Origin of the sequence: Adlercreutzia sp. ZJ473 (assembly GCF_013185065.1) — a bacterium.
Classification (GTDB): domain Bacteria; phylum Actinomycetota; class Coriobacteriia; order Coriobacteriales; family Eggerthellaceae; genus CAAEEV01.
The window spans coordinates 20,602-45,714 of sequence record NZ_JAAVTO010000015.1; the positions used below are offsets into that span (position 1 = coordinate 20,602).

General features: G+C 61.8%; 16 protein-coding genes. 12 read left to right on the forward strand and 4 right to left on the reverse strand.

Annotation, left to right across the window (positions count from 1 at the left end):
- The first annotated feature begins 266 nt into the window (after window positions 1–266).
- Together HRL41_RS04415 and HRL41_RS04420 are read left to right on the forward strand one after the other, a co-directional pair.
- Window positions 267–1,121, forward strand: coding sequence for a ParA family protein (locus HRL41_RS04415; protein WP_371808797.1), 855 nt, complete (start codon window positions 267–269; stop codon window positions 1,119–1,121).
- Complete coding sequence (locus tag HRL41_RS04420) at window positions 1,114–2,166, forward strand: ParB/RepB/Spo0J family partition protein (protein ID WP_371808794.1); 1,053 nt, start codon at window positions 1,114–1,116, stop codon at window positions 2,164–2,166. The genes HRL41_RS04415 and HRL41_RS04420 overlap by 8 nt, the downstream gene beginning before the upstream one ends.
- 163 nt (window positions 2,167–2,329) lie before the next feature.
- Here HRL41_RS04420 and rlmN read toward each other — a convergent pair whose 3' ends face one another.
- Window positions 2,330–3,388, reverse strand: a complete 1,059-nt coding sequence (rlmN, locus tag HRL41_RS04425) for a 23S rRNA (adenine(2503)-C(2))-methyltransferase RlmN (RefSeq protein ID WP_172135727.1) — start codon at window positions 3,386–3,388, stop codon at window positions 2,330–2,332.
- A gap of 265 nt (window positions 3,389–3,653) precedes the next feature.
- Here rlmN and HRL41_RS04430 point away from each other — a divergent pair, with 265 nt between their 5' ends.
- On the forward strand, window positions 3,654–4,601 hold the full coding sequence (locus HRL41_RS04430) for a D-alanine--D-alanine ligase (protein ID WP_172135728.1): 948 nt from the start codon (window positions 3,654–3,656) through the stop codon (window positions 4,599–4,601).
- 246 nt (window positions 4,602–4,847) lie between these two features.
- Here the strand turns inward: HRL41_RS04430 and HRL41_RS04435 are convergent, their stop codons facing one another.
- Complete coding sequence (locus HRL41_RS04435; RefSeq protein ID WP_172135729.1) at window positions 4,848–5,486, reverse strand: hypothetical protein; 639 nt, start codon at window positions 5,484–5,486, stop codon at window positions 4,848–4,850.
- 480 nt (window positions 5,487–5,966) lie between these two features.
- On the opposite strand from HRL41_RS04435, the gene HRL41_RS04440 reads away from it, so the two are divergent.
- The 3 genes from HRL41_RS04440 (at window position 5,967) to HRL41_RS04450 (ending at window position 14,596) form a co-directional block, all read left to right on the forward strand.
- The gene (locus HRL41_RS04440; RefSeq protein WP_371808795.1) at window positions 5,967–9,095 is read left to right on the forward strand and encodes a helicase C-terminal domain-containing protein; all 3,129 of its coding nucleotides are present in this window, start codon (window positions 5,967–5,969) and stop codon (window positions 9,093–9,095) included.
- A gap of 48 nt (window positions 9,096–9,143) precedes the next feature.
- Window positions 9,144–10,976 carry a hypothetical protein gene (locus tag HRL41_RS04445; RefSeq protein WP_172135730.1) on the forward strand — a complete coding sequence of 611 codons (1,833 nt, stop codon included), beginning with the start codon at window positions 9,144–9,146 and terminating at the stop codon, window positions 10,974–10,976.
- 62 nt (window positions 10,977–11,038) lie between these two features.
- The gene (locus HRL41_RS04450; protein WP_172135731.1) at window positions 11,039–14,596 is read left to right on the forward strand and encodes an aminopeptidase; all 3,558 of its coding nucleotides are present in this window, start codon (window positions 11,039–11,041) and stop codon (window positions 14,594–14,596) included.
- Window positions 14,597–14,662: 66 nt separating this feature from the next.
- Here HRL41_RS04450 and HRL41_RS04455 read toward each other — a convergent pair whose 3' ends face one another.
- Window positions 14,663–15,592, reverse strand: a complete 930-nt coding sequence (locus HRL41_RS04455; RefSeq protein ID WP_172135732.1) for a LysR family transcriptional regulator — start codon at window positions 15,590–15,592, stop codon at window positions 14,663–14,665.
- Window positions 15,593–15,873: 281 nt separating this feature from the next.
- Here HRL41_RS04455 and HRL41_RS04460 point away from each other — a divergent pair, with 281 nt between their 5' ends.
- From HRL41_RS04460 to HRL41_RS04485, 6 genes are all read left to right on the forward strand, one after another.
- Window positions 15,874–17,211 carry a phenylacetate--CoA ligase family protein gene (locus tag HRL41_RS04460; protein WP_165172169.1) on the forward strand — a complete coding sequence of 446 codons (1,338 nt, stop codon included), beginning with the start codon at window positions 15,874–15,876 and terminating at the stop codon, window positions 17,209–17,211.
- 2 nt (window positions 17,212–17,213) lie between these two features.
- Complete coding sequence (locus HRL41_RS04465; RefSeq protein WP_165172171.1) at window positions 17,214–17,867, forward strand: LysR family transcriptional regulator substrate-binding protein; 654 nt, start codon at window positions 17,214–17,216, stop codon at window positions 17,865–17,867.
- 48 nt (window positions 17,868–17,915) lie between these two features.
- Window positions 17,916–19,064, forward strand: a complete 1,149-nt coding sequence (locus HRL41_RS04470; RefSeq protein ID WP_172135733.1) for a 2-oxoacid:acceptor oxidoreductase family protein — start codon at window positions 17,916–17,918, stop codon at window positions 19,062–19,064.
- Window positions 19,064–20,371, forward strand: coding sequence for a pyruvate ferredoxin oxidoreductase (gene porA / locus HRL41_RS04475; RefSeq protein ID WP_172135734.1), 1,308 nt, complete (start codon window positions 19,064–19,066; stop codon window positions 20,369–20,371). Before HRL41_RS04470 ends, porA begins: the two co-directional genes overlap by 1 nt.
- A 2-nt stretch (window positions 20,372–20,373) precedes the next feature.
- Complete coding sequence (locus HRL41_RS04480) at window positions 20,374–21,291, forward strand: thiamine pyrophosphate-dependent enzyme (RefSeq protein ID WP_172135735.1); 918 nt, start codon at window positions 20,374–20,376, stop codon at window positions 21,289–21,291.
- A 118-nt stretch (window positions 21,292–21,409) separates the two neighbouring features.
- On the forward strand, window positions 21,410–22,933 hold the full coding sequence (locus tag HRL41_RS04485; RefSeq protein ID WP_172135736.1) for a sodium:alanine symporter family protein: 1,524 nt from the start codon (window positions 21,410–21,412) through the stop codon (window positions 22,931–22,933).
- A gap of 117 nt (window positions 22,934–23,050) precedes the next feature.
- On the opposite strand, the gene HRL41_RS04490 is transcribed toward HRL41_RS04485, so the two are convergent.
- The gene (locus HRL41_RS04490; protein WP_253904697.1) at window positions 23,051–24,559 is read right to left on the reverse strand and encodes a CCA tRNA nucleotidyltransferase; all 1,509 of its coding nucleotides are present in this window, start codon (window positions 24,557–24,559) and stop codon (window positions 23,051–23,053) included.
- Between the last annotated feature and the right edge of the window lie 554 nt (window positions 24,560–25,113).

The following is a 25,113-nucleotide window of genomic DNA, read 5'->3' on the forward strand; positions in this document are numbered from 1 at the left end:
TATCATCTTGTGCTTGTTTTTACGTTTGAAGAGGAATGTTTCACGTGAAACATTCCTCGCGCTCATCTTAGTTTGATATACTCTCTTGCTAGCTTTGAAAGGAGGCACCAGTGGGATTTCTGGATAGCTTTAAACGTGACAGAAACGATAAGCAGAACGCCCTGGTGAATAATGTCGAAGATTTTTCGAGGGGTGAATCCCTTGAACCCTCGGTTCCCGAATCGGTTTCTTCAACTTACCTTGACATAGAGGACGTTGAGGTAGTTGTGAGGGATCTCACTCCGTCAGTTGAAGATCAAGCTGAGAAGAGGATCCTTAAGACCTATGAGGAAAAAAACCCGGTAAGGCGCGTGGTAGGACAGACGAAGATTATCGCCATAATCAACCAAAAGGGCGGCGTGGGGAAATCGACTACGGCGATTAACCTTGCAGCTGCTCTTGGTGAGATGGGTCGTCAGGTACTCCTCGTCGATCTTGATCCTCAAGGGAATTCCTCAAGTGGTCTTGGGATAGAGAAGTCGACAGTCGAGCACTGCATCTATGATGTTCTCCTCGCCGATATCCCCATCGAGAAGGTGATAATTCCTGATGTTTGTGAGGGATTAGATGTTGCTCCGGCGACGATCAACCTTGCCGGTGCTGAGGTGGAGCTCGTCTCCGAGATGGCACGTGAGAACAGGCTTAAAGATGCTGTGGGGACTATGCGCGGCCGATACGACTACATTTTCATCGATTGTCCGCCATCTTTGGGACTTCTTACCGTGAATGCGCTTGTAGCCGCTGATAAGCTTCTCATTCCTATCCAGTGTGAGTTTTACGCATTGGAAGGTGTGACAAAACTTCTTGAGTCGATGAAACGTGTCAAAACGAGACTTAATCCCACTCTCGACATATATGGTGTTCTTCTCACTATGTACGACAACAGGACGACGCTTTCGAAACAAGTCGTTGACGAGGTCAGAGGCTATTTTGGGAAGATCGTTTTCAGCACGCTTATTCCCCGTACCGTTAAACTATCCGAAGCACCGAGCTTTGGTCAGCCCATTACGCAATATGATCCCCGTGGAAAGGGATCTATTGCCTACACTGAGCTTGCGAAAGAAGTGATTAATCGTGGCTAAGAATACAAAAGGCGGCCTTGGCCGTGGATTGAATTCCTTGTTGGGGGGTACTTTCGAAACTGCAATGCCCGCGACGCCTTCTCCTTCTCGTGAGAGGGTTGTTGTAGGGGAAGAGGATATTCCTTCCTATAATTCCTTCGTGGAATCTAAGCCTATGCCTTCCTCTGTACCTGCTGAGCCGCCCCGCCCCGCTGCTCAACGTGAGCAGGTCAAGCCCGTTGAGGAACCTCTCACTTTGAAGAAGATGCTGGCGAAGAAACTTGACGAGGTTCCCCTTGAGAGCGTTGTCCCTAATCCTGATCAACCGCGGACTAACTTCAAGCAAGAGGAAATCGAGGAGCTTGCAAACTCCATTGAGAAGGACGGCCTCCTTCAGCCTATTCTCGTAAGGACAATCGGGGAGGGGAAATACCAGATCATCGCAGGAGAAAGACGCTGGCAAGCTTGTAAGTCCATTGGAATGAAGACAGTTCCGGTCCGCATCAAGGATGTTGACGAGGATCGTGCTCTTGAGCTGGCCCTCGTTGAGAATATTCAGCGCTCTGATCTTAATCCCATTGAGGAAGCCTATGGGTATAAGCGCCTGATGGAACGTAAGAACATGACCCAGGCTGACATCGCTCAAGCTATGTCGAAGGGAAGATCAACCGTTGCAAATGCTTTGCGCTTGCTTGATCTGCCGGAAGGTGCTCAGCAACTTCTCTTTGAAGATAAGATTACTGCTGGACACGCACGTGCTATCCTGTCGATCCCTTCTAAGGAAGGACGTCAGACCCTCACCAACAAGCTCATGGAGATGAAGATGAGCGTTCGTGAGGCTGAGAACCTGGCTCGCCTGCTTTCCGGAAAGCCTTCGGATGGCTCGACGACACCAAGGCAACCTCTTCCGAAGGCATATAAGTCGGTTGCGAAGGCACTTCGTGAGGTGCTTAATACCAACGTGAGGGTGAAATCCGTCAAAGGGAAGAACAAAATTGAGATTGAGTTCAAGGATGAAGAGGAACTTGAGCGTCTCTTTGAGGAGCTGATCGCTTCAGTTTCCTGATTTTTTCATCGACGAATAGAATTAAGCTGCCCTGAATGTTTCACGTGAAACATTCAGGGCAGCTCTGTTTAAGGGAAGAGTGTTTCACGTGAAACACTCGGTGATGCTGTATATCAAAATTTCCCAATGAAGAAATGTTTCACGTGAAACATTTCCCGTATCGTCATTTACCTTGTTCCATCTCATTCTTCAGCTGACCACACGCGCCGGATATATCTGCGCCTCTTGATTTCCTGAAAGTAGCTTCGATATGGCGCTTCTCAAATTCCTTGAGCCATATCTCGCTAACGTGCTTCTTGGAAGGTTTGAATTGAGAACCCTCCACGGTGTTCACGGGAAGAAGGTTCACGTGACAGAGAAGACCTTCGCAGAACCTCAAGAGCGCCTTCAGGTCATCGGGGCCATCGTTGACATCTCTGATGAGGAGGTATTCGAAAGTCACACGGCGGTTCGTCTTCCTGATGTAACTCTCCAATGCCGGTTTGAGTTGATCGAGCGGTTGGCTCGCTACTCTCGGCATCAAGTCGTCGCGCTTTGTTTGAATGGCGGAATGAAGAGAGACAGCTAGCGTAAATTGCTCAGGTTCCTTCGCAAATCGCTCAATGCCTTCGATGATTCCGCACGTAGATACAGTTATGTGGCGCGCTCCTATGTTCAACCCTTCCTTCTCGTTCATCATCCTGAGTGCTTTGAGGGTTTCAACATAATTGAGGAAAGGCTCGCCTTGACCCATTGCCACGGCGTTGGTCACTCGCTGAGAGAAGTCTTCCTCTACCGTCAGAATCTGATCGATTATCTCGCTTGCAGTGAGGTTGCGCTTGAATCCTTCTCTTCCCGTTGCGCAGAAAGCGCATCCCATGGAGCATCCGACTTGAGTAGAAAAGCATACGGTGAGACGCTGCTTTGATGCGTCATTGTTCTCAGAGGGGAGCCCTACTGTTTCCGCACGCTGTCCATCAGCGAATTCAACGATGTACTTTCGCGTTCCATCTGATGAAATGCGCTTGTCCGCTATATGGGAGCTTGCGAGAGGACACTCTTCGGCAAGCTGCGCACGTAGGGCAAGGGGAAGGTTGGTCATCTCGTCGTAAGAAGATGCATGTTTCACGTGAAACCATTCGTAGATCTGCTTGGCGCGGAACTTTGGTTGCCCAAGGTCCTTTACGAGATATTCAAGCTGGTCGAGTCGGTAAGTTTTAATTTCATTCAGAGGTCTTGCCATATTGGTTGTTCACCTTCGCTTAATTGATGTCACGGAAAGCGCTTTTGAGTCAGTCGATGAATACCGCCAACTCAAGTAAGGGCGCGCATGCTGATATATGCTGTTGGGAATAGTTTAGATGATATGAGCTCTCAGAAGGCGCTCAAGGATTATTTGGTGGGAGTAGGAATGAAGAATGCAGGCAGAGAGTGCTCTGTTCAGGGGCTCATCAACATTTGGTATACTTTCGAACGATGTCTTTAATCGATGGGGAAAGAAGATGCTGATGTCTGAGTCCTTTGAACCAACTCAATGCCGTGTGGCGCTTCTCTCAGGGGGGACGAGTGGTGAGCGCGAGATCTCGCTCGCTTCGGGAAAAGGTGCTCTCAATGCTCTCATTGAAGCGGGATTTCAAGTGATACCGCTTGATCCTGCGGTTAAAGATGATCTAAAGGCTCTTATTGATGGTGACTTCGACGTAGCATTTCTGTGTTTGCATGGTCGAAAGGGCGAGGATGGCGCGATCCAGGGATTCCTCGAGATGATAGATCTGCCCTACATCGGTTCCAACGTATGGTCGAGCGCGCTGTCCATCGACAAGGTGAAAGCTAAGATGTTTTACGAGGTGGCGGGCATTCCTGCACCTCAGTCGATAACTCTCAAAAAGGGAGAATCGTTTGACGTTGAAGAGATCATAGGGACAGTGGGGGATCGCTGCGTAATCAAACCTGCGACCGAGGGAAGCTCACTTGGCGTGTTTATTGTTGAAGGCCGCCAGGAGATAGAGTCTGCTTTGAAAGAGGTTTTTTCATACGACACGCTGGCCCTCGTTGAAACCTATGTGAAGGGAACAGAACTCACGGTGGCTGTCATCGGCAACGACAACCCTCGTGCGCTGCCCATCATTGAGATAGTTCCCAAGAGCGATTCGTATGACTTCGAGTCGAAATATGCTCCTGGTGGCTCAGAACATATCTGTCCTGCTCGTCTTTCTGATACGGTGACTGCTGAGATTCAGGAGCTGGCGGAGAGGGCCCATAAGGCGCTTGAGTGCTCAGGTGTGTCGCGATCTGATTTTATTCTCGATGAGGAAGGGACAAGCTGGATACTGGAGACGAACACCATTCCAGGCATGACGGGAACCTCGCTTCTTCCCGATGCCGCGCGTGCGGCGGGCATGTCCTTCCCTGAGCTTTGTACGTTTCTCGTCCAGTGTGCGTTGGAGAAAGACTGAAACCGCATTTGACAGCTTTGTGAGCGAAAAGGGAGGGGTTGAAATGTTTCACGTGAAACATTTCAACCCCTCCCTTAGGTTTGCAGGTGTGGTGGAAACCTTGGAGACGAGCTAAAGGGAACTCATCACACTCTCCCTTTCAGCTTTGGCAGTGGGTTACTTATGAGGCGGTAGGGAGGAGAGGGAAATGTTTCACGTGAAACATTTCCCTCTCCTCTTCGTTCGCTCTGCCTTATTCGGATCGTTTTAAAACACGCCGCAGGACTTCAGTCCGAGCAGGATAAGAACAACCAGCGCGATGAGGAATGCCCAGCTCGCTGCGTAGCACCCTTTGTTTCCCTTGCGTCCTTGCTCGATGACCTTCTCGCTTACGGACAGCCTGCTCTTCATGATGGCGTTGCCTTTTGAGAGTTTGGGCATGGGCACGTTCTGGTCAGGTAGCCATGTTCCCTTGCTTGACAGAACCTTCTTTACTTCGTTGTCTTTGAGGTCGACGTTCAGGCGCGTTCCTTCTCCCATCTTCCTTCGCACCCCTTCGACAAACGTTGAGAATGCTTCGTCATTTGAGGGGTTGTAGCAGATGACGGCCATCTCGCCCCAGTAGTGCCCCGGATCGGGAGCGTCGGAGTAGGCTACGAACGAGAGAATTGCCGTCATCTTCATTCCGCGTGCCTTCCAAATGCTCAGCTCGCGTGAGAACTTGGCGTCAAAGAATCCGACGCGCTTGTCAAACCGATTGACGAGCCACGCCTTATGGGAATTGCTATCCATCTCGATGTCGATCCGGTAAAGATCTCCGATGAGGTTGTCGGCGCCGATGAGCGCCGCACCGTCGTTTTTCGAAACGGCGCTGAATGTTTGATATGTACCGAAATACTGATCCATGACTTACCTATCTCAGAGGTTGATACAATGTCTAGATACGTTTTTGCTGTCTCACATAATAGAATAATACGCTCAGCGTGTTTGCTCCGCTTCATGAAAGGCAGTGAGATCGGCGCCTGCGCGCGAGCGGCGGAACGTGAATATGAGCCAGAAAGTTGTAACATGCCTAGGAAAACTCTAACTGACGCGCCAGATGACGGAAGCGTCTCATCCTGTATCTCTTCCGGAAATCCCATGACGCTGGTCTCAACCGTCCCGTCTGCGGATTCCTCGACTGCTTGCGTGGGAGAGGCATCGACTCCAGCGGATTCGGTGGAGTCGATAGAGACAGGTGATTCGTTCAAGTCATCATCCTCTTTTACTCCTAACGAAGACTCTTCCGATTCACACAGCGGTGAGTATTCCGAAGCCTCTGACTCGTCACCCGATATTGTTGCTGCACTTCTCAAGCGGTTCGTCACAGAGGGAACGCCTGATGAGGTGTTTGCGCGCTATGCTTCGCTTCCTCAGCGCGCCGCCCAATCTGACTTCGGGGAGTTTGACCGCAACATCGTAGTGCTTGACACGGAGACCACGGGCTTCTCCCTCAATCATGACGAGCTCACCCAGATCGCCGCGGCGCGCTTGGAGAAAGGTGAGATAGTCGACTGGTTCATCACATTTGTTAACCCAGGGAAACCTATTCCAGATGACGTGGCTCATCTGACTGACATCCATGACGAGGACGTAGCTGATGCGCCGCTGCCCGCTGAAGCCCTCGCCCAGCTTGTCGCGTTCGTCGGCGACGCCAAGGTAGTCGCGCATAACGCGGAGTTCGACCGCAACTTCACCACGAAGCACCCTGCGGGCTATCCGCTCCTTGAGAACACGTGGCTTGACTCGCTTGACCTCGCGCGCATCACCCTTCCCCGCATGAAGTCACATCGCCTCATCGACCTGGTGCGAGCCTTCGGGGCGCCGCTCTCGACGCACCGCGCCGATGACGATGTAGCCGCCACCTGCGCGCTCTTCCGCATCTTGCTTGCGGCCGTCGACGCCATGCCCACGTCGCTCGTCGGCGAGATCGCGAGGATGGCCACGCCTGCTGAGTGGTCGACTTCGGTGGTGTTCGCCTATTTCGCGCGAGAAAAAGCGCGCAAGGCGGTGCAGGAGGCGAGTGGGGTGGACGTCGCAGCGGTTGCAGGTGAAGCGGTTTCATGCGCAGATGTAACGGCAGCTGCAGAAAGAGCGACAGCAGTCGTAGGTGCTGATACGACGTCGGCCGCAATAGATGGCGCGACGGTAATCACAACTGCTCCTGCAGCAGCCCCATCCACTGTCGCAGGTATCGCCGCAGCGGCTGCAACACCCCTCTCCGACGCCTCAGACCTCGCATATGAGCCGTTCTCGTTGCGCTCGATGCGCCGCGAGCGCGTGCGCCGCATCGAGCAACGCGCGAAGCGCGACGCCAAGGACGTTGCGGAAGAACCCCAGCCTGGCCTGGTGTTTCCCTCGGCGCGCGAGATTGACCAGGCGTTCAGCGAAGCAGGGCTGGTCGGGTCGCTCTATGAGGCGTATGAGCCGCGCGGCGAGCAGGTGGCGATGGCCCGCGCCGTCCGCGCCGTGTTCTCCACGTCCGACAACCTCATGGTGGAGGCTGGCACGGGTGTGGGCAAGTCGATGGCCTACCTGGTGCCCGCCGCGCTGACGGCCGTCGCCAACAACATAACGGTCGGGGTGGCTACGAAGACGAACGCCCTGCTCGACCAGCTTGTCTACCATGAGCTGCCCGCGCTGTCCCAAGCGCTCGAAGCGCAGGGGAAGCACCTCACGTTCGCCGCCCTCAAGGGATTCTCTCATTATCCTTGCTTGAGAAAGATAAATCGCCTTGTGGCTGAGGGGCCGAAGATGCGCGAGGTGACGAACGGCGAATGCTCGCAGGCGCCCGCGCTCGCCGCGCTGCTCTCTTATATCGAGCAGACGGAGTACGACGACATGGATGGCTTGAAGATCGACTACCGCCTCCTGCCGCGCCGCTCCATCACCACGACGAGCCATGACTGCCTGCGCCGCAAATGTCCCTTCTACGGAACGTCGTGCTTCGTGCACGGCTCGCGCCGACGCGCGGAGTCGGCACACGTGGTGGTCACCAATCACAGCCTGCTGTTCTGTGACCTCGCCGCCGACGGCGGGCTTCTGCCGCCCATCCGCTTCTGGATAGTCGACGAGGCTCACGGCGCCGAGAACGAAGCGCGTCGCGCGTTCTCGCTGGAGCTCTCCGTTGACGACTTGAACAACCTGGCACAACGCGTTTCGGCAAGCGAGACCTCGCGGAACGTGTTCGTGCGCGCCGAGCGCAACGTGGTCGCACCTGACTCCGAAGGCTCGGGGACGCTCTTCTACGCGCTGACCAACAAGGCGAAGGAGGCGGGTCGCCTCTTCGCCGAGGCCGAGGGGGAGTTCGCCGCTCACGTGCGCGACTTGCTCTACTTCGACCCGCCGAAGCGAAGCAAAGGCTACGAGTACGTCGATCTGTGGATCAACGACGAGATCCGCCGCTCCTCTGCCTTCCAAGCGCTCGCAGGTTTCGGGCAGGTTATGTCCGAGCGCGCGGAGAAGCTCGTAACCGCATGTCAGGAGCTTGTCGGCTACCTTGAGGACGTCGAGGGCGCCGCTGTGGTGCAACGTGAGATCGCCTCAGTTGCCATGGAGCTCAAGGACGTGCTGCGTGCTTCCGAGACCATTCTGTTCTCAGGGTCCGAGAGCTACGTGCATGCCGCGCGTCTGTGCCATAAGGCGGGTCGTGGCGGTGAGAACCTTGAGGCGCTGCTCTACAACGTGGGCGCACGCCTGGGAGAGACGCTGTACTCCAACACGTACTCAGTCGTCTACGCGTCAGCGACGTTGACGGTGGATGAGTCGTTCTCAGCATTTGAGGCAGCTCTAGGACTCAACGCTGATGAATCGTCGCACTGTACCATGCTTAAACTTGACTCAAGCTACGACTTTGACAACCACATGACCGTGTACGTGGTGAAGGACATGCCCGAGCCGAACGAGCCGCGCTACCTGCCCGAGCTGCAGAGGCTGCTCACCGGCGCTCACATCGCGCAGCGCGGCTCGATGCTCACGCTCTTCACGAACCGCCGCGAGATGGAGAAGTGCTTCGACGAAGTCCAGCCTGTCCTCAAGAACGAGGACCTGCGTTTGGTATGCCAGAAGTGGGGAGTGTCGGTGAAGGGCCTGCGCGATGACTTCCTCGCAGACGAGCACCTGTCGCTCTTCGCGTTGAAGAGCTTCTGGGAGGGGTTCGACGCACCCGGCGCCACGCTGAAAGGCGTCATCATCCCCAAGCTTCCCTTCGCGAAGCCCACCGATCCGCTGTCGTGCGAGCGCGCGGCGCGTGACGCGCAAGCGTGGCGGCGCTACGTGCTGCCTGCGGCGGTGCTCGAGACGAAGCAGGCGGCAGGTCGTCTGATTCGCAAGGCTGATGACGAGGGGGTGTTGATCTTGGCTGACAAGCGCCTCGTGACGAAAGGATACGGAAAGGCGTTCCTGAAGTCGCTTCCCAGCAAGAACATCCACGTCTGCACGATTGACGAAGTGGTTTCCGCGTTGGGGCGCGCGTGAAACAGAAAATGTTTCACGTGAAACATTTTCTGACGAGATAGGCTCATCGTGAGAGATAGAGCGGACAAGATAGCGGGTGCGGCGCACATCAAGCGCCATACGAAGGGGACGTCGAACGAGATCTCCCTCAGCGTGCTTGATGCGGCGAAGGCTGCGAAAGAGGCGGAAGCGCGCGCTTCAGAGCCAAAGGCGCGCCTGCCGAGGCTAGGTAGCATACCCCTGTTCACGCTCGGGCGCGTGAAGAAGCCGGTTGCGACGCCGGTCAAGGAGCGCGGGCTGCACCTTTCGACCGGCGAGTTCGTCTCCGCTGAGGACGGGCAGGTGAAGGGCTCTTCGACTCCCCAGACGGTTCCCGGGATCGCCGTCGAGGGGTCGGCGGCTGCCGGCGGCGGGACAACAGCGGGCATCGGCGGGATGGCTGCTGCTGCCGGCGGCGTTTCGGCTGGTGCAGCTGGCGCGTCGCTTGCGGGCACCGCAGGTGCGACGCGCGCGGGTGCCTCTGCTGGCGGCGGGATCGCGGGCGGGGCAGGGGGCGCTTCCGGGGCGCTTTCCGATGCGGCATCGGCTGGCCTGGATGCGGCGGGCGGCCTTTCGCCAAACTCCTCGTCGGGCGTGTCGCAGAAAGGTACAGGCTCTTCGCGACGATCTGATGTGACGGCTCCCGCATGGGAGACCCCGTTTGAAGAGGTCGCGCGGCGCAAGGCCAACCGCAAGCGCCGTCGTCGTCTGGCTCTCGCGGGCATGTCTCTTGTCGTGACGCTGCTCCTAGCGGTGGGCGCGGCTACGCTCTACACGGGCCTCCAGATGCAGCAGGACAAGAAATCCCAGCTCATCGACTGCATCCGGCAGATAGAGGAGACTGACGGCATCATCCTTCCCTTCGATGACCTGGTGATCCGGGCTTCGTCGAAGCCGCTTGAGCAGCTGGCGGATGAGGGGTTTGCCTTGAACGGGGAAGGACAGCAAGCGTCGCCGCCGGACGGTTCCCTCTCTCCATCAGCTGATGGAGCTTCTCCTGCTTCGGACGCACCGGGCGCCGCGCTGTCTAGTGCCTCTTCGGACGCATCGAGCGCCACGTCATCGGGTGCCGCTTCGGACACATCGGATGCATCAAACGCCACGTCGCAGTCTGACGCAGCTGCGGCATCGAGCACCACGTTGCAGCCGAACGCCGCTGCTGCCCAGGCGCTGGGAGCGATGCAGCTTGAGGAGGCGGAGCGCACGCTTGCCGAGGTCAAGCGGTCAGTCGAGTCCTTGCAGGCAGGCGTTGTCGACAACGACATCAAAGAGGCGGCGAACCAAGCCCTCATCAGCATCAATGCGAGGCTCAACATGATCCAGTCAGGCAGTGCGGCCCTCAAGGAGACTCTGAGGGTCCTCACGCCGTTTGATCACGCCCAAAAGGGATGGGACCTGATTCTCCAAGGAGACGCGGCGGCCCGTGCCGCAGCGGCGCTGGTGGCCGAGATCAGCGCTGACAACGTGAATGCGTCCATGGAGAAGTCGAACGAGGCCATCGGGTTGTTCTCACAGGCCCGTGAGCAGCTCGTGGAAGCGCAGGCAGGCTACGAGGTGGAGCTCGATCCCTTCCTCTATTATATTGATTTAAGAATAGAGTCGCAGCGCCTGGCCCTCTCCTCTGACCAGGCTTACCTTGATCGTGACAAGGAGATGCTCGCCGAGGCGAACGAGGCTTACAACAAGGCCGACGCCGAGGCGGTGGCGCTCATCAAGGAGCAGAAGGGCAATCCTCAGACGCTCGTGAGCGAGCGCTTCGAACAGAACACGCAGGCTGACTTCGACTCCTACGCGGCTGATCGAGCCCGCGCCGCTGCCGCCGACGCGTTTCTGCGTGATTATTTGGGGAGCATGGGCAAATAGCGTATACTAGCTAATGATTATGCCCTAATCATGTGCCGATTGGGAAATGAAAGGCAAGACACATGTCCGAGATAAAAGAGTACGTCGCCCACCTGTCGCAGACCATCGGCCCGCGCCCCGCGGGAACCGAGGAGGAACAGCAGGCGGCGCTCTACCTCGCCGAAGCGCTTCAGAACGAAGCGACGCTCGCCGCCTCCGTCGAGGACTTCAACTGCAACCCTGACTTCGGCATGCCGCGCGCCATCTGCGCCGGCGTCACGGCCCTCATGGCGCTCCTCGCGACGCTCGTGCCCGTCATGGTCATCCCGTCCCTGATCGTCACGCTGCTCGCAGCGGCTCTCTTCGCCGCTGAGTCGCTGGGGAAGCCTGTCGTGTCGCGCCTGCTCAACCGCGGAGTCAGCCAAAACGTCGTAGCGAAGTACGAGCCGGCTTCAAGCGCCGCCGCACGTCGCCGCCGCAAGATCATCCTGGTGGCCCATTACGACAGCGGAAGGGTGCAGAAGGGCCTGACGGCGCCGATCCTCTCGGCGTTGCCCTACGTTCGCTGGGCTGAGTTCGGCGCGATGGTCCTGATTCCCTTCCTGCTGCTCATTCGGCTTGTCACGTCAGCCGAGGGCGGTCTGTCGGTGTTCCTCAGCGTGCTCACGGTGATTGCGCTGGTCGTGGCGGTGCTGCCGCTGGTCGCCTTCGTGATGGACCGCACGGCGCCCTATAACGAGGGTGCGAACTGCAACGCCGCGGGCGTGTCGGTGCTCATGGAGGTTGCTGCGCGCATCGGCCGCGGGCGCGTCTCGGAAGAGGAGATCGCTCGCCAGGAGGCGGTCATGCATGGCGAAGATGCTGCGCTGGCCTCGGGTTTCGTTCCTGACGGCGCTGAGCTTGACTACGAGGAGCCCGCTTTCGAGCTTCCTCCTGACGAGTCCCCGGAGGCGCGCCTGCTCGCCGCCAAGGCGGCCGTCGCCGCCCTTTCCGGGCGCCCTGTGAGCGAGACGATCAACATAGACATAGCCGACAAGCTCGTCCAGGTGAAGGAGCCGCCCGTGGCGTCTGCCTCGGACGAGGACATGCGCGAGCGCCGCGAAGAGGCGATTGACGCGTTCGCGCCCGTTGATGTTTCTGGTGATCAGACGATGAGCCGAGAAGAGGCCGCTGGGATAACCGAGGAAGCTGCCGCTGCGGCGTCTGCGGGCATGGCTGCTGCGAGCTCTGCGGCCGTCGCGGCTTCGCGTGCTGCTCACGACTCCTCAGACGTCCCCGCTTGGTTCAAGGCTGCCCAGGCGAAGGCGCGCAAGCCCGCTTCCGCCGCGCCCGTGCACCGCTCGCGTTATGCCGAAGCCCTCGATGCTGCCGAGCGCGAGCTTGCGCAGCGCACGCAGCATGTTGACGAGCCTGCTCCCACGGAAGCTGAGCGCCGCCTGCAAAGCATGCGTGACAGCATCCTCGAGACGCAGGCGTCCGACTTCGAGCAGGTTGCCTCGCTGTTCGAGCGTGACCAGCAGGGGCAGCAAGATCGTCCTGCCGCGGTACAGCCTGTCACTCCCTACGAAGGCGCGCCCCATCCGGCTGCCGGCGTGGAGGGATTCCTCTCGAGCGTGACCTCGTCGGCTGGATATGATCCCGCCGCCTCTGCCGCGGCTGGAGCAGCTCCCGCATCGGCGCCGGCGCGGGCACCTGAAGCCGCGCCCGAGGTCGCGTCCGCCCCTGCGCCCGAGGCAGCGCCTGCGCCTCTGCCCGAGCCCCGGATCGGCGACGTCATGATCCGCGAGGCTTCCGTCGAGCCGCTGCGCACCACGTCGCCCGCGCCGCGCAGCCGCCTCGATGCGCAGGCGGTCCCTGCCGTACGCGTGCTCGACGCCTCGGTGCTTGAGAGCCTGCCTTCGCCCGCTGACGCGCTCGCCGCTGACGGCGGTGCTGTTTCCGCTGATGGTTCGCCCGCTTCCGCTGCTCCGTCGCCTAACAGGACCATCTCTTTCATCCCGGTTGCCGTCGACGGGGAAGCGCTCAAGCGCGAGTCGCGTGAGCTTGCAGCGACAAGACAGCAGGCCCCGCAGGCCCCTGGCGCGCTGGACAGCCCTGCCGCCGGCCAGGTGGAGGAGCCGAAGAGGGCCCGCCGCAAGCGCGCCATCACGCTTCCCAGCTTGACGGGATCGCTTGCGCCGATTGTCGAGCACAAGCAGAACGCGCCGCTCGCTGACCCCTCGTCGCGCGCCCAAGACCTGCGTACCGCCGTTCCCGCCGTCGCCGGGCTTGACAACGCAAGCTCCCCGGCTGCGGCGCGCCAGACGCAGAAGGCGTCGCTGCGTGCGTCGCTTCCGTCGCTTTCGGGTGTTATCGCAGCTCAAAACGATGCTTCTTCCCATGGTCAGGCCGCGCCCGAAGAGGAGGCCTCGTCCAACGTGAGCCAGGCAGGCTCGTTCGCCTCCATTGGCGCCACGGGTGCGTTCGCGCCGGTGGGGGACGAGCTGGTCGAGGACGTCGCGCCTGACGAGATGTACGTTGACGATGCCGACGACTCGGTCTACGAGGAGAGCTACACCGAGACGGGCGCTTTCGCTGGGCCGGGATACGTCGATATGCCGAAGTCACGCGCGTCGCGGCTTCTGGGCAAGCTGGGGTTCGGGCGCAAGAAGAAGCAGGAGGAGGTCACGCCGCAGGAGTGGCTCGACGTTGACGACTCCTTTGACGCGCGTGCCGTGGGCAAGGCGCGCGGCGGCTGGGAGAGCTTCCGCGAGGAGCAGGAGGCTCCTGACGCGTTCGACGCGGGTTCGCCGGCCCACGATGACTACGATGGCTATGACGGCTATGCAGACGACTACGCCGAGTACGACGAATACGAGGACTACGCCGCCGAAGGGGACGACGCTCCCCGTGCAACGCAGGAGACGATCCGCTGGAACGGCGGCGGGTTCTCCCGCGCGTCGCTGACGCATGCCCTCGATCGCGTGAAGAGCGTGAAGGACAAGATCCCCGTGGGCGGCGCTGCGTCCGATGAGCACGCTGCCGGCTACGCCGACGGCCTTGCCGAAGGCGAAGACGCCTTCCCTGTGTCCGTCGACGAAGGCGGGGCGCCTGTCGCGTCTTCGGCTGACATCCCCGTTGACCTGGTAGAAGATGACCTCGCGGCCCTCGAGGAGGTCCGCGCGGAGAACGTCCAGCGCATCTACGGGTTCCGTCATCCCGACATCAACACCGAGGTGTGGTTCGTGGCCCTCGGCGCCGACTTGGCGGGCAACGCGGGCATGGACGCCTTCCTGACGGAGCATGCTGCCGAGCTCAAGGGCTCGGTGATCGTGAACCTCGACGGCTTGGGCGCGGGAGAGCTGACGCTCGTCGAGCAGGAGGGCACGTATCGCCCGGTCAAAGGCTCGTCGCGCATGAAGCGCTTCGTGCGCAAGGCCTCGTCGGCGCTCGGCATGAGCGTGGGCGCGGGCTCGATGCTGTGGAAGGACAGCGCGACGGCGTGCGCCGCGCGACGCGGGTACCAGACGATGCACCTCGCTGGCATGGAGGCTGGCAAGCCGGCGCTCTACGGCGAGGCGCATGACGTGGCTGACGCCGTCGACGAGGAGACGATGCTCAGAAACGCCGACTTCGTCATGGAGATCCTCAAGAGCATCTAGGTGACGAACTCTAGGTGACAAGCGCCCGCGGTCCGCCTAATCGCCTAGGTAGCGCCCGCGGTCCGCCTAATCGCCCAGGTAGGCGTCGACCGTGGGGTTCCCCTTGATCACCTCGCGCAGGTTCGCGATGTAGCTCTCGAGAAGCGCGCTCGGCCGGCGCTTGCTGTGCATGATGTAGCCCACCTGCATGCGCGCGGGCGCGTCAAGCGGGATGGAGACGATGCCCGAGAGCATCTCCTCCGAAAGAACGCCCGTTGAGAGGGTGTATCCGCTGTAATGCGTCAAGAGGTTCGTCAGCGTGCCGCGGTCGGATATGCGGATGTTCTTCTTGTGCGGGAGGTAGCTGAAGGGCTCTTCGGCGTAGTAGAAGGAGTTCGTGGTGCCCTGCTCGAAGGCGTAGCGGGGGTAGGGCTCGAGGTCCTCAAGGCGAAGCAGCTCATGCTTTGCCAAAGGATGATTCTCTCCTACGAATACATGTACGTGAGCATTGAACAGGGGGCAGTACGTTACCCCCGCGTCTGAGAACGCCTTCTCCAGAACGCGCCGGTTGAATTCGTCCGTGTAGAGGATGCCCGCCTCGCTGCGGAAGGTGCGCACGTCGTCGATGATCTCGCCTGTCGCGCACTCGCGCAGGATGAAGTCGTATTCCTCGCCGTCGAACTGGTCGGCCGTGTTCATGAACGCCTGCACGCTGAAGTAGTAGTGCTGGGAGGATATGGCGAGTCGCGCATGGTTGGGGCCGCCTGCCGCGTAGCGCTCCTCGAGCATGTCCGCCTGCTCGATGACCTGGCGGGCGTACCCGAGCAGCTCCGTCCCGTCGTTCGTCAGCGTGACGCCGCGGTTGCTGCGCGTGAAGATGGTGATGCCGAGCTCGCTCTCGAGCTCCTTGATCGCCGTGGAGAGGTTCGACTGGGATGCATAGAGGTTGTGAGCTGCGGCGTTGATCGAACCGTACTCGGCAATCGCGATGAGGTAGCGAAGTTGTTGCAGCGTCATGGCTTCCTCTCCCTGGTGCTTCTCGTTCTTGTTTCTCCCCAAGCGCACGTTCCGCACTGCATGATAAGCGGAGTTATCGGTGCGAGCTATTGTATTCGCAATCTCCATAAACCTAGTTATCTGAATTTGAGATATAAAAGCATCGAAACATCGAATGACGGGAAAGGTTGTTCGCTTCATGCTTTCGTGGTTTCATACAACATGCTGGAAAAACACTGCGAGAGCACGCCTTGGCAGGAGCGCGCCGCGCGGCCCTGCGCGCGAAACAAGAAGGAGAGATCATGGCCAAAGACATCCCCTACGATCAGAAATACTACGATCCCGAGATCGAGTGCATGCCGCGTCCCGAGCTTGAGGCCATGCAGCTCGAGCGTCTGCAGACAATGGTGAAGTACGCCTACGAGAACACCGTGTACTACAAGCGCTCCTTCGACGAGGCGGGCGTGAAGCCGGAGGACATCAAGACCCTCAAAGACATCGAGAAGTTCCCCTTCATCGACAAGAAGACGGAGCGCGAGACGCAGCACGTCGGCAGCTTCTTCGGCGAGATGTGCTCGGTTCCCGAAGAGGAGGTCATCTTCATGGCGACCTCGTCGGGCTCGACGGGCGTCCCCACGGTGAGCCCCTTCACGCAGGAAGACTTCGACCTGTGGCAGGACACTGAAGCGCGCCTGTTCTGGCAGGCGGGCATGCGCCCGAACGACCGCTACGTCCACGGCCTGAACTTCGCGCTCTACGTCGGCGGCCCTGACGTCATCGGCGCCCAGCGCCTCGGCGCGCTCGCCATCTGGGTCGGCGCGGTTCCGTCGGATCGCCTGCTGTTCGTGCTGAAGCAGTACCAGCCAACCGTCATCTGGACGAGCCCCAGCTACGCGTGGACCTTGGGCGAGAAGGCGAAGGAGAAGGGCTACGACCCCAAGACCGACTTCAGCATCCACACCATCATCGTGGCGGGCGAGCCGGGCGGCTCCATCAAGTCCACGCGCGAGGCCATCGAGAACCTGTGGGGCGCGAAGGTGGTCGACTTCTTCGGCCTGTCCGACATCTACGGCGCCTGCGCGGCCATGTGCGAGGCGAAGGACGGCCTGCACATCGTGGAGGACCAGATCCTCGTCGAGACGGTTGACCCGGCCACGGGCGAGGTGCTCGAGCCCGGCCAGATGGGCGAGCTCGTGTACACCACGCTCATGAAGAAGGCCCGCCCGATGATCCGCTTCCGCACGGGCGACATCGGCTACGTGTCCACCGAGAAGTGCGAGTGCGGCCGCACGCTCGCGCGCATCCACGTCACCGGCCGCAAGGACGAGATGTTCATCGTCGGCGCCGTGAACGTGTTCCCCACGGACATCGAGTACGTGGTGCGCGCCGAGGAGGGCCTCACGGGCGAGTACTCCATCCGCGTGTACGACAAGAACTTCACGACGAAGTACGAGGTCTCGGTCGAGCGCGCGCAGGGCAGCGTCGAGCCTTACGACGTGGTGGCGAAGCGCGTGGAGAACGCCCTCAAGACGCATACGGGCGTGCGCCCCGCCAAGGTTATCGTGTATGATGCGGGTAAGCTGGGGACCTCGTCCGAGCACAAGGCTTCGCGTTTCATCGACGAAAGGCAGGCGAAGTAGCCATGAGCAAGAGCTTTTCCGTTTCAGGACAGCACTATCTGTTTGACGTGCAGACGTTTGCGCAGGTCGTTCTTGCGGCGGGTGGTGAAGAGTACCACTACGCGCTGTACGACCGCACCACGCAGGGCGTGATCGACGACGTGGTCGCCGGCACGAGCGACCTCGGCGTGATCTTCCAGACGTCCGAGACGGCCGACGCGCTGAACGCCGCGCTCGCGGAGGCGGGGTGCGAGTTCCACGAGCTCATCCGCAGCGCGCCGCGCGTGGCGCTGCCGGCGAGCCACCCCATGGTGAACGCCGCGAAGCTGACGCTCGACGACATGGCCGACTATCCGTACCTCTACTTCGACCAGGGCCCCGACGCCCCGGCGGCCTTCTTTGAGGAGGCGCTTGCCGGCGTCCCGCGCGCGAAGTCCATCGCGTGCACTGACCGCGCGTCGCTCTCGGAGCTGATCGTCGCCCTGAACGGCTACACCGTGACGAGCGGCATCCTGGTGGGCATCTCCGACGGCGCGTCGCTCAAGACCGTGCCGCTCGACACCGACGTCGACCTGCGTCTGGGGTACGTGACGAAGAAGGGCGCCGTGCTGTCCGACCTCGAGCAGCGCTTCGTCGAGAAGCTTGAGAAGAACCTGGAGAAGTACGCGCGCTTCTAGGCCTCGAGGCTGGTTTGAAGTGGCGAAGTGCTTTAAGCAGGGGGACCTATGATCGAAGTTCTATGGCATGGCCGCGGCGGGCAGGGCGCGTTCACGGCGGCGCGGCTGCTCGGCGCGGCGGCGTCGATAGCTGACGGATCGTATGCGCTGGCGTTTCCGTCGTTCGGCCCTGAGCGCCGCGGCGCGCCGATGCGTGCGTTCACCAAGGTCAGCGACGCTCCTATCGGCGATCGCAGCGCCATCGACTGCGCTGACTACGTGATCTACCTCGACGACACGCTCTTAGACGCGGCGGGCGAAGCGTGGGCGCGCGAGCTCAAGCCAGGCGGGCGCGTTCTCGTGAACAGCGTCAAGGCGTACGCCGACGAGCGCATCGTCGCCATTGACGCCAACGGGCTGTCGACGGAGGTCCTGGGCCGGGCCATTCCCAACACCGTGTTCCTCGGGGTGCTTTCCGTGTTGTGCGAAAGCGTGAGCGAGGAGCACGTAGTCGAGGCCATTCGCCAGTACATGCCGGCGAAGCTGCATGCGAAGAACGAGCTCATCGTCGCCGAGGCGCGTCAGCGCGTTCTCGCCCGCGTCGCGCAGGGCGGGCGAGAGGCTGCCGTGGCAGAAGCCAAGGAAGGGGCGGCCTCCGCGCAAGGATCCGAAGGGCCTGAAGGTTCCGAAGAGCCCGAAGCGTTCGGCACCCCCGGCGCCCCCGACACTCCCGGCGCCCCCAACACCTCCGGTATCCCCGCGAATGTTTCACGTGAAACATCGCGCGCTGCAGGCGAAGGCGGGCAGGCGGGCGTTTCCGCCCCCGAAGCTCATGACGTCGTGCGTGCTTGCGAGCACATCCCCGTGCTGCGCTCCCGCTTCGCCGTCCCGCCGAGCCTCGATCCAGCCGAATACGCGCGCACGACGTGCTATCCCGCAGGGCATCTGGTGGCGAAGAACGCGGGCTGGCGCAACGAGCGCCCCGTCATCAACGCCGAGGCGTGCACGGGCTGCCTGCAGTGCTACCTCTACTGCCCTGACGGCACGATCTACAAGACGGCCTCCGCGGCGGCGCGGGATGAGGACAGCCGCAACGCGCACGGCGCCTTCGCTCCCGTCGCCGTTGACTACGACTTCTGCAAAGGATGCGGCGTGTGCGTGAGGGCATGCAGGTTCGGCGCCATCCGCATGGTCCCCGAAAGCGAGGCGAACGCCTGATGAAGCGCTTCCTCTCCGGTGACGAGGCCCTGGCCGAAGGCGTGCGCCTCGCGCGCTCCCAGGTCATCTCGGCCTACCCCATCACGCCGCAGACCGTCGTGGTCGAGCGGCTTTCCGAGATGGTCGAGTCTGGCCAGCTCGAAGCCGAGTACATCCACGTCGAGTCCGAGCACTCGGCGCTCTCCGCCGCCATGGGAGCCTCCGCCACCGGCGCGCGCACGTTCACGGCGACGTCGAGCCAGGGCCTGCTCTACATGGCCGAGGTCCTCACCTACGCCGCGGGCGGGCGCTTCCCCATCGTCATGATGAACGCCAACCGCGCCACGGCGCTGCCGTGGAACATCTACGGCGATCAGCGCGACTCGCTGGCGCTGCTCGACCACGGCTGGATCCAGGTGTACGCGCAAGACAACCAGGAGGCGCTCGACCTGGCCCTCATGGCCTACGCCATCGCGGAGGACCCGCGCGTGAGCACGCCCTTCATGGTCAACCTCGACGGATTCGCGCTCACGCACACCTACGAGAACGTTGACGTGCCCGAGCCCGAGCAGGCCGACGCGTTCCTCCCGCCCTATCAGACGAGCAACTGCTTCGACTTCGAGCATCCGGTGAACATGGGCTACTCAGCGGGACCTGAGTTCAACCGCTACTTCAAGTACGAGGCGCATCGGGCGATGCTCGGCGCCGTCGAGGTGATCGCGGAGGTCGAGCAGCGCTTCGCCGACGTGTTCGGCCGCCGCTACCCCGGCCTCATCGAAGCCTATCGCACCGAAGACGCCGACGTGGTGCTCGTCACGCTCGGCTCCATAGCCGGCCTCGCCCGCGCGTGCGTCGACGAGCGTCGCGCCGCAGGTCAGCGCGTCGGCCTCGTGCGCATCCGCTACATGCGCCCGTTCCCGGCGCGTGAGCTCGCCTGTGCGCTCGCGGGTGCGAAGGCGGTCGGCGTGTTGGAGAAGGACATCTCGTTCGGCGCCGAGGGCACGGTATTCACCAACGTGAACTCCGCGTTGCAGCAGGCGGCGCTGCCGGTTCCCACGCTCAACTTCATCGGCGGCCTCGGCGGCGACGACATCTCGCTCGATCAGATGGAGCGGGTCTTCGCTACGCTCGAAAATGTTTCACGTGAAACATCGCGCGTGGTGTTCCTCGGCGTCAACGACGCAGGCCTCGGCGAGACGGCGCCGCGCGCCGCGCAACCCGCCGCGTCATCGCGCAGCGCCCAACCCGCCGCGTCGCCGCGCGCCGCGCAGCCCGTCCCAGCGAACCCCGCGCCAGCAGAAGCCAACGACGCGGAAGGGAGGCGGTAGCCATGGCGGCCAAGGTCAACGCACGCACCATCACCGACGACGAGCTCTTCTTCGGCCACAAGGCCTGCGCCGGCTGCGGCGGCTCGCTCGCCGTCCGCGCCGCCCTCAAGGTGCTCGGCCCCCGCGCGATCTGCGCGCTGCCCGCCGGGTGCATGAGCGCCGTGGGATTCAACTTCCCGCAGCTCTGCTTCGCGAACAACGCCATCATCACGCCCTTCGCGGCCACGGCGGCGGTCCTCTCCGGCATCGAGGCCGGCCTGCGCGCGCAGGGCAAGAAGCCCGAGGATTGCACAGTGGTCGGGTTCGCGGGAGACGGCGGCACGGCTGACATCGGCCTCCAGGCGCTCTCGGGCGCCATCGATCGCAACGACGACATCCTCTACATCTGCTACGACAACGAAGCCTACATGAACACGGGCATCCAGAAGTCGTCGCTCACGCCGTTCGGCGCGAAGACCACCACCACGCCTGCGGGGAAGAACGCGCACGGCTGCCTCACGCAGAAGAAGAGCCTGTTCGAGATCGTGGCCGCCCACGGCATTCCCTACGCCGCCACGGCGTCCATCGGGTATCTGCCCGACTTCATGGGCAAGGTGCAGAAGGCGGCGTCCATCCGCGGCGCCAAGTACCTCCACGTGATCGCGCCATGCCCCACCGGCTGGGGCTGCGGCGTCGACGAGACCGTCGAGATCGCGAAGGAAGTGGTGGACTGCGGCCTGTGGTACCTCGCGGAGTACGAGGGCCCGCAGGTGAGCGGCGTGCCCGGCGGCAAGTTCACGCTCAACCGCGACCCGAAGGAGTTCACGAGCGTCGCGGCGTACCTGCGCCGCCAAGGCCGCTTCCGCGCCCTTTCCGACGAGGAGGTTGCCAGCGTGGAACAGGGGCGTGACGAAAAGTGGCGCTACCTGCGCTCGCTCTGACTTCCCAGCCCACGCCGCGCGACGCGATGGTAGAATCAGCGGACGAGCGAGCCTGCGCGCCAAGGGGATGCGCGCAGGCGCTTCGCCCGCAGCTTTGTCGCGCTTAGAAGGAGGGCTTATGGACTTCGACGCCATGAACGCGATGCTCGTCAACGTCACCGGTGAGATTGACGGCTTCATGTACACCTACATCCTGGTGATCCTGCTGGTGGCTGTGGGAGTTTGGTTCAGCTTCAAGACCAAGTTCGTGCAGATACGCTACATCAAGGACATGTTCACGCAGCTGCTCGAGAAGAAGCACGTGGAAGGCGGGAAGTCTATCTCGTCGTTCCAGGCGCTCATGGTGTCGACGGCCAGCCGCGTGGGCACGGGCAACATCGCGGGCATCGCCACCGCCATCGCCACGGGCGGCCCGGGCGCGGTGTTCTGGATGTGGCTCATGTCCATCATCGGCGCGGCTTCCGCGTTCGTCGAGTCCACGCTGGCGCAGATCTGGAAGGTGCGTGCGGGCGACGGCGAGTTCCGCGGCGGCCCGGCCTACTACATCCAGCAGGCGCTCGGCAAGCGCTGGCTCGGCATCGTGTTTGCCATCGCGCTCATCCTGTGCTTCGCCTTCGGATTCAACGGGCTGCAGTCGTTCAACATGGCCTCGGCGCTCGAGTACTACGTGCCCGACTACGCCACCAACGGCACGGCCATCGCGCTCGGCATCGTGCTCGCGGTGATAACGGCGTTCGTCATCTTCGGCGGCGCGAAGCGCATCAGCATCATCACGTCGATCATCGTGCCGATCATGGCGTTCGCCTACATCGCGCTGGCCGTGTGGACCACGTTCTCCAACATTGGCGAGATTCCCGCGGTGTTCGCGCTCATCTTCGCATCGGCGTTCGACTTCCAGTCGATCTTCGGCGGGTTCGCGGGCAGCGTGGTCATGCTCGGCATCAAGCGCGGCCTGTTCTCGAACGAGGCCGGCATGGGCTCGGCGCCGAACGCCGCCGCCACGGCAAGCGTGTCCCACCCGGTGAAGCAGGGCCTCGTGCAGAGCCTGTCGGTCTACATCGACACGCTGCTCATCTGCACGTGCTCGGCCATGATGGTGCTCATCTTCTACGTGCAGAACCCCGAGGCGGCAACTTCGCTCAACGGCATGCCGCTCGTGCAGATGGCCGTCGACAACGCGGTGGGCGTGGGCGGCATCCACTTCGTCACGTTCGCCATCTTCGCGTTCGCGTTCTCGAGCCTCATCGGCAACTACTTCTACGCCGAGAGCAACCTGCGCTTCATCTTCGGCGGCAACAAGGCCGTGCTGACCGTGTTCCGCGTGCTGTGCCTCGTGGTCATCTTCTACGGCTGCCTGAACAGCTTCGACCTGGCGTGGAACCTGGCTGACATATTCATGGGCTTCATGGCCATCATCAACCTGGTCACCATCTTGTTTTTGGGCAAGTGGGCCCTGCGCGCGCTCGACGACTACACCGCGCAGCGCAACGCGGGCAAGGACCCGGTGTTCGTCGCCGACTCCGTGGAGGGCATGCCCGCCACGGAGTGCTGGCATGTCTCCGAGCTCGAGGACGTGGGCCCGAACCCGTTTACCGAGTACCTCGGCGAGTCCCTCGACGCCGACTCAACCGGCTTGAAGTAGCCGAAGGGAAGGGCGCCCGAACGCCGAGCGCGAATGCGCTGGGGTGGCCGGCGGCGAAGGGAAGGCGCGCGGGCGCGAGGTAGCTGAAGGCGGCGAAAGGGAAGGGCGCCAGCTCTTTCAGATCATCGTGTGCGCGAGCTCGAGCAGGGGCTCGCGCGCATTCTCGACCTGCTCGTCCACTACGGCCTCCAGCAGCGCGGCGAGGATCCTTCCCACGTCAGGTCCCTGCTCCACGCCGAGCTCCATGACGTCGCGCCCGCTCAACGCGAGATTTCGCGTCGAGGGCACCTCCTCGGCGTCCAGCAGCGCGTCGAGCATGCGCCGCAGCTCCTCGATCTCGCCGACTCGTCCTCTGCCGAACGCCGGCGCCTGCGCGAGCGCGTCGGCGCGCTTGAGGTCGCACAGCGTGCGGAACAGCGCGGGGTCGCCGTCGAGGCGCATGAGCATGCGGCGAATGGCGCGGTTGTCGAGCCTGATCTCGTCGTCGTGGTGGCGCACGAGCATCATGACCTGGTGTTTGAAGGCGCCGCCCATGAGCAGGCGGTCCATGAGCGCGCCCGCGAGCGCTTCGCTCACCTTCGCGTGCCCGTAGAAATGCTCCACGCCGCTCTCGTCGAAGAACGCCGCCGCGGGCTTTCCCATGTCATGGCAGAGCGCCGCCCAGCGGCCGAGGCGGGTGGGCGGCATGTTCTGGACGGCGTAGGCCGTGTGCTCGAGAACGTCGTAGACGTGGTACTTCGTCATCTGCGCGCAGCCCTTCATGGCGGCGAGCTCGGGCAACGCGAACGAGAGCACGTCGACGGTGCCCATGAGCGCGTCGTGGACGTGCGCGCCGAGCAGCAGCGCGTCGAGCTCGTGGGTGATCCGCTCGGTCGACACCTTCGCCAGCAGGCTCTTGTGCGAGAGCATGGCCCGGTAGGTGCCCTCGTCGATGCGAAAGCCCAGCTGGGAGCAGAACCGGCAGGCGCGCAGCGTGCGCAGGGCGTCTTCCGCGAAGCGCTTCTCAGCTTCGCCGACTACGCGGATGATCCCCGCCCGCAAGTCGTCGATGCCGCCGAAGGGGTCGACGAGTCCGCGCCGGGGATGATAGGCGAGCGCGTTCATGGTGAAGTCGCGCCGTGCGAGGTCCTCCTCGATGGTCGAGACGAACCGCACCTGCTGCGGGTGCCGTGCGTCGAGGTAGGAGCCGTCGCAGCGGAAGGTGGTGACCTCGACGGCATGCCCTGCCTCACGGCGCGTGTCGGGCGGATTGCGGGGCGCGCCTGCGACGAACGCGTTGCGCGCGGCGCCCTCGTCAGGCGAGCTGTGGCCGTCAGCGCTGATCAGGCCACGGGCGTCATCTGCGCGGCCTTCGCTTGCGCCCGTGGCGGAGGGGACCACCACCGTCACGGTGCCGTGCTTCGTGCCCGTTTCGTAGACGCGCATGCCTCGTGCAGCGCAGATGCGCCTCACCTCGGGCCAAAGCGCGTCGGTGGCGATGTCGACGTCGTTGCAAGGGCGCCCGAGCAGCGCGTCGCGCACGTACCCGCCCACGCACCACGCCTCATGCCCCTCTTCCTCAAGCGCGTCGATAAGCGTCATGGCGAAGTCAGACAGGCGGATGGCGGGTGTGGGGGATGCGTTCATAGGTACCTCTTCAGCGGACGTCCTCAATGCGTTTTCGACAGGCGCTACCTTATATAGAGCAGTTTGCGAACAGACAGCGTTGCTTCATGTTGCCGCACGTTGTCACACGTTGCTGCAAGGATCAGCGCTCGATTTGAGTATATACGCTCAGGTTCGCAGCGCGCCCCGTGCTGTTTGCGAATTCCTATCGCGCAAAACAGCTTTCGCCCCTGATCTCGCCCGCCTGACTCCAGCCTTCGCCTGCCTGCCCTTTTCGCATCTGCCCCGTGCCGCTCCGAGCGGGTCTCTCGTCCGGTCTCCTCGACGCCATTCCGGGCGCAGTCCGCTCGCCCAGGACGGTGCGGGCGCCCTTTGGCCTCAGATCCGTCGTCGCTCCCCGCGCACGTCCGCCCTCCCCTCCCTCCCCTCCCTCCCTCCCCTCCCTTCCGGTTGATTTGCGAAGTCAGCCGAACACCTTCCCTCGACCTGCGCGTTCCATGGTTAGCCGAACGCGATGACGGTGTTCTGCGGGCGACCTATCGGGATCTTTTCCTGTTCGGATGACTCTGGAGGCA

Bases quoted from the DNA above. Each gene is read 5' to 3' on its own strand.
- rlmN (WP_172135727.1), bottom strand. From the start codon at position 3,388: ATGGCAAGACCTCTGAATGAAATTAAAACTTACCGACTCGACCAGCTT.
- HRL41_RS04430 (WP_172135728.1), top strand. From the start codon at position 3,654: ATGTCTGAGTCCTTTGAACCAACTCAATGCCGTGTGGCGCTTCTCTCA.
- HRL41_RS04435 (WP_172135729.1), bottom strand. From the start codon at position 5,486: ATGGATCAGTATTTCGGTACATATCAAACATTCAGCGCCGTTTCGAAA.
- HRL41_RS04450 (WP_172135731.1), top strand. From the start codon at position 11,039: ATGTCCGAGATAAAAGAGTACGTCGCCCACCTGTCGCAGACCATCGGC.
- HRL41_RS04455 (WP_172135732.1), bottom strand. From the start codon at position 15,592: ATGACGCTGCAACAACTTCGCTACCTCATCGCGATTGCCGAGTACGGT.
- HRL41_RS04460 (WP_165172169.1), top strand. From the start codon at position 15,874: ATGGCCAAAGACATCCCCTACGATCAGAAATACTACGATCCCGAGATC.
- HRL41_RS04465 (WP_165172171.1), top strand. From the start codon at position 17,214: ATGAGCAAGAGCTTTTCCGTTTCAGGACAGCACTATCTGTTTGACGTG.
- HRL41_RS04470 (WP_172135733.1), top strand. From the start codon at position 17,916: ATGATCGAAGTTCTATGGCATGGCCGCGGCGGGCAGGGCGCGTTCACG.
- porA (WP_172135734.1), top strand. From the start codon at position 19,064: ATGAAGCGCTTCCTCTCCGGTGACGAGGCCCTGGCCGAAGGCGTGCGC.
- HRL41_RS04480 (WP_172135735.1), top strand. From the start codon at position 20,374: ATGGCGGCCAAGGTCAACGCACGCACCATCACCGACGACGAGCTCTTC.
- HRL41_RS04485 (WP_172135736.1), top strand. From the start codon at position 21,410: ATGGACTTCGACGCCATGAACGCGATGCTCGTCAACGTCACCGGTGAG.
- HRL41_RS04490 (WP_253904697.1), bottom strand. From the start codon at position 24,559: ATGAACGCATCCCCCACACCCGCCATCCGCCTGTCTGACTTCGCCATG.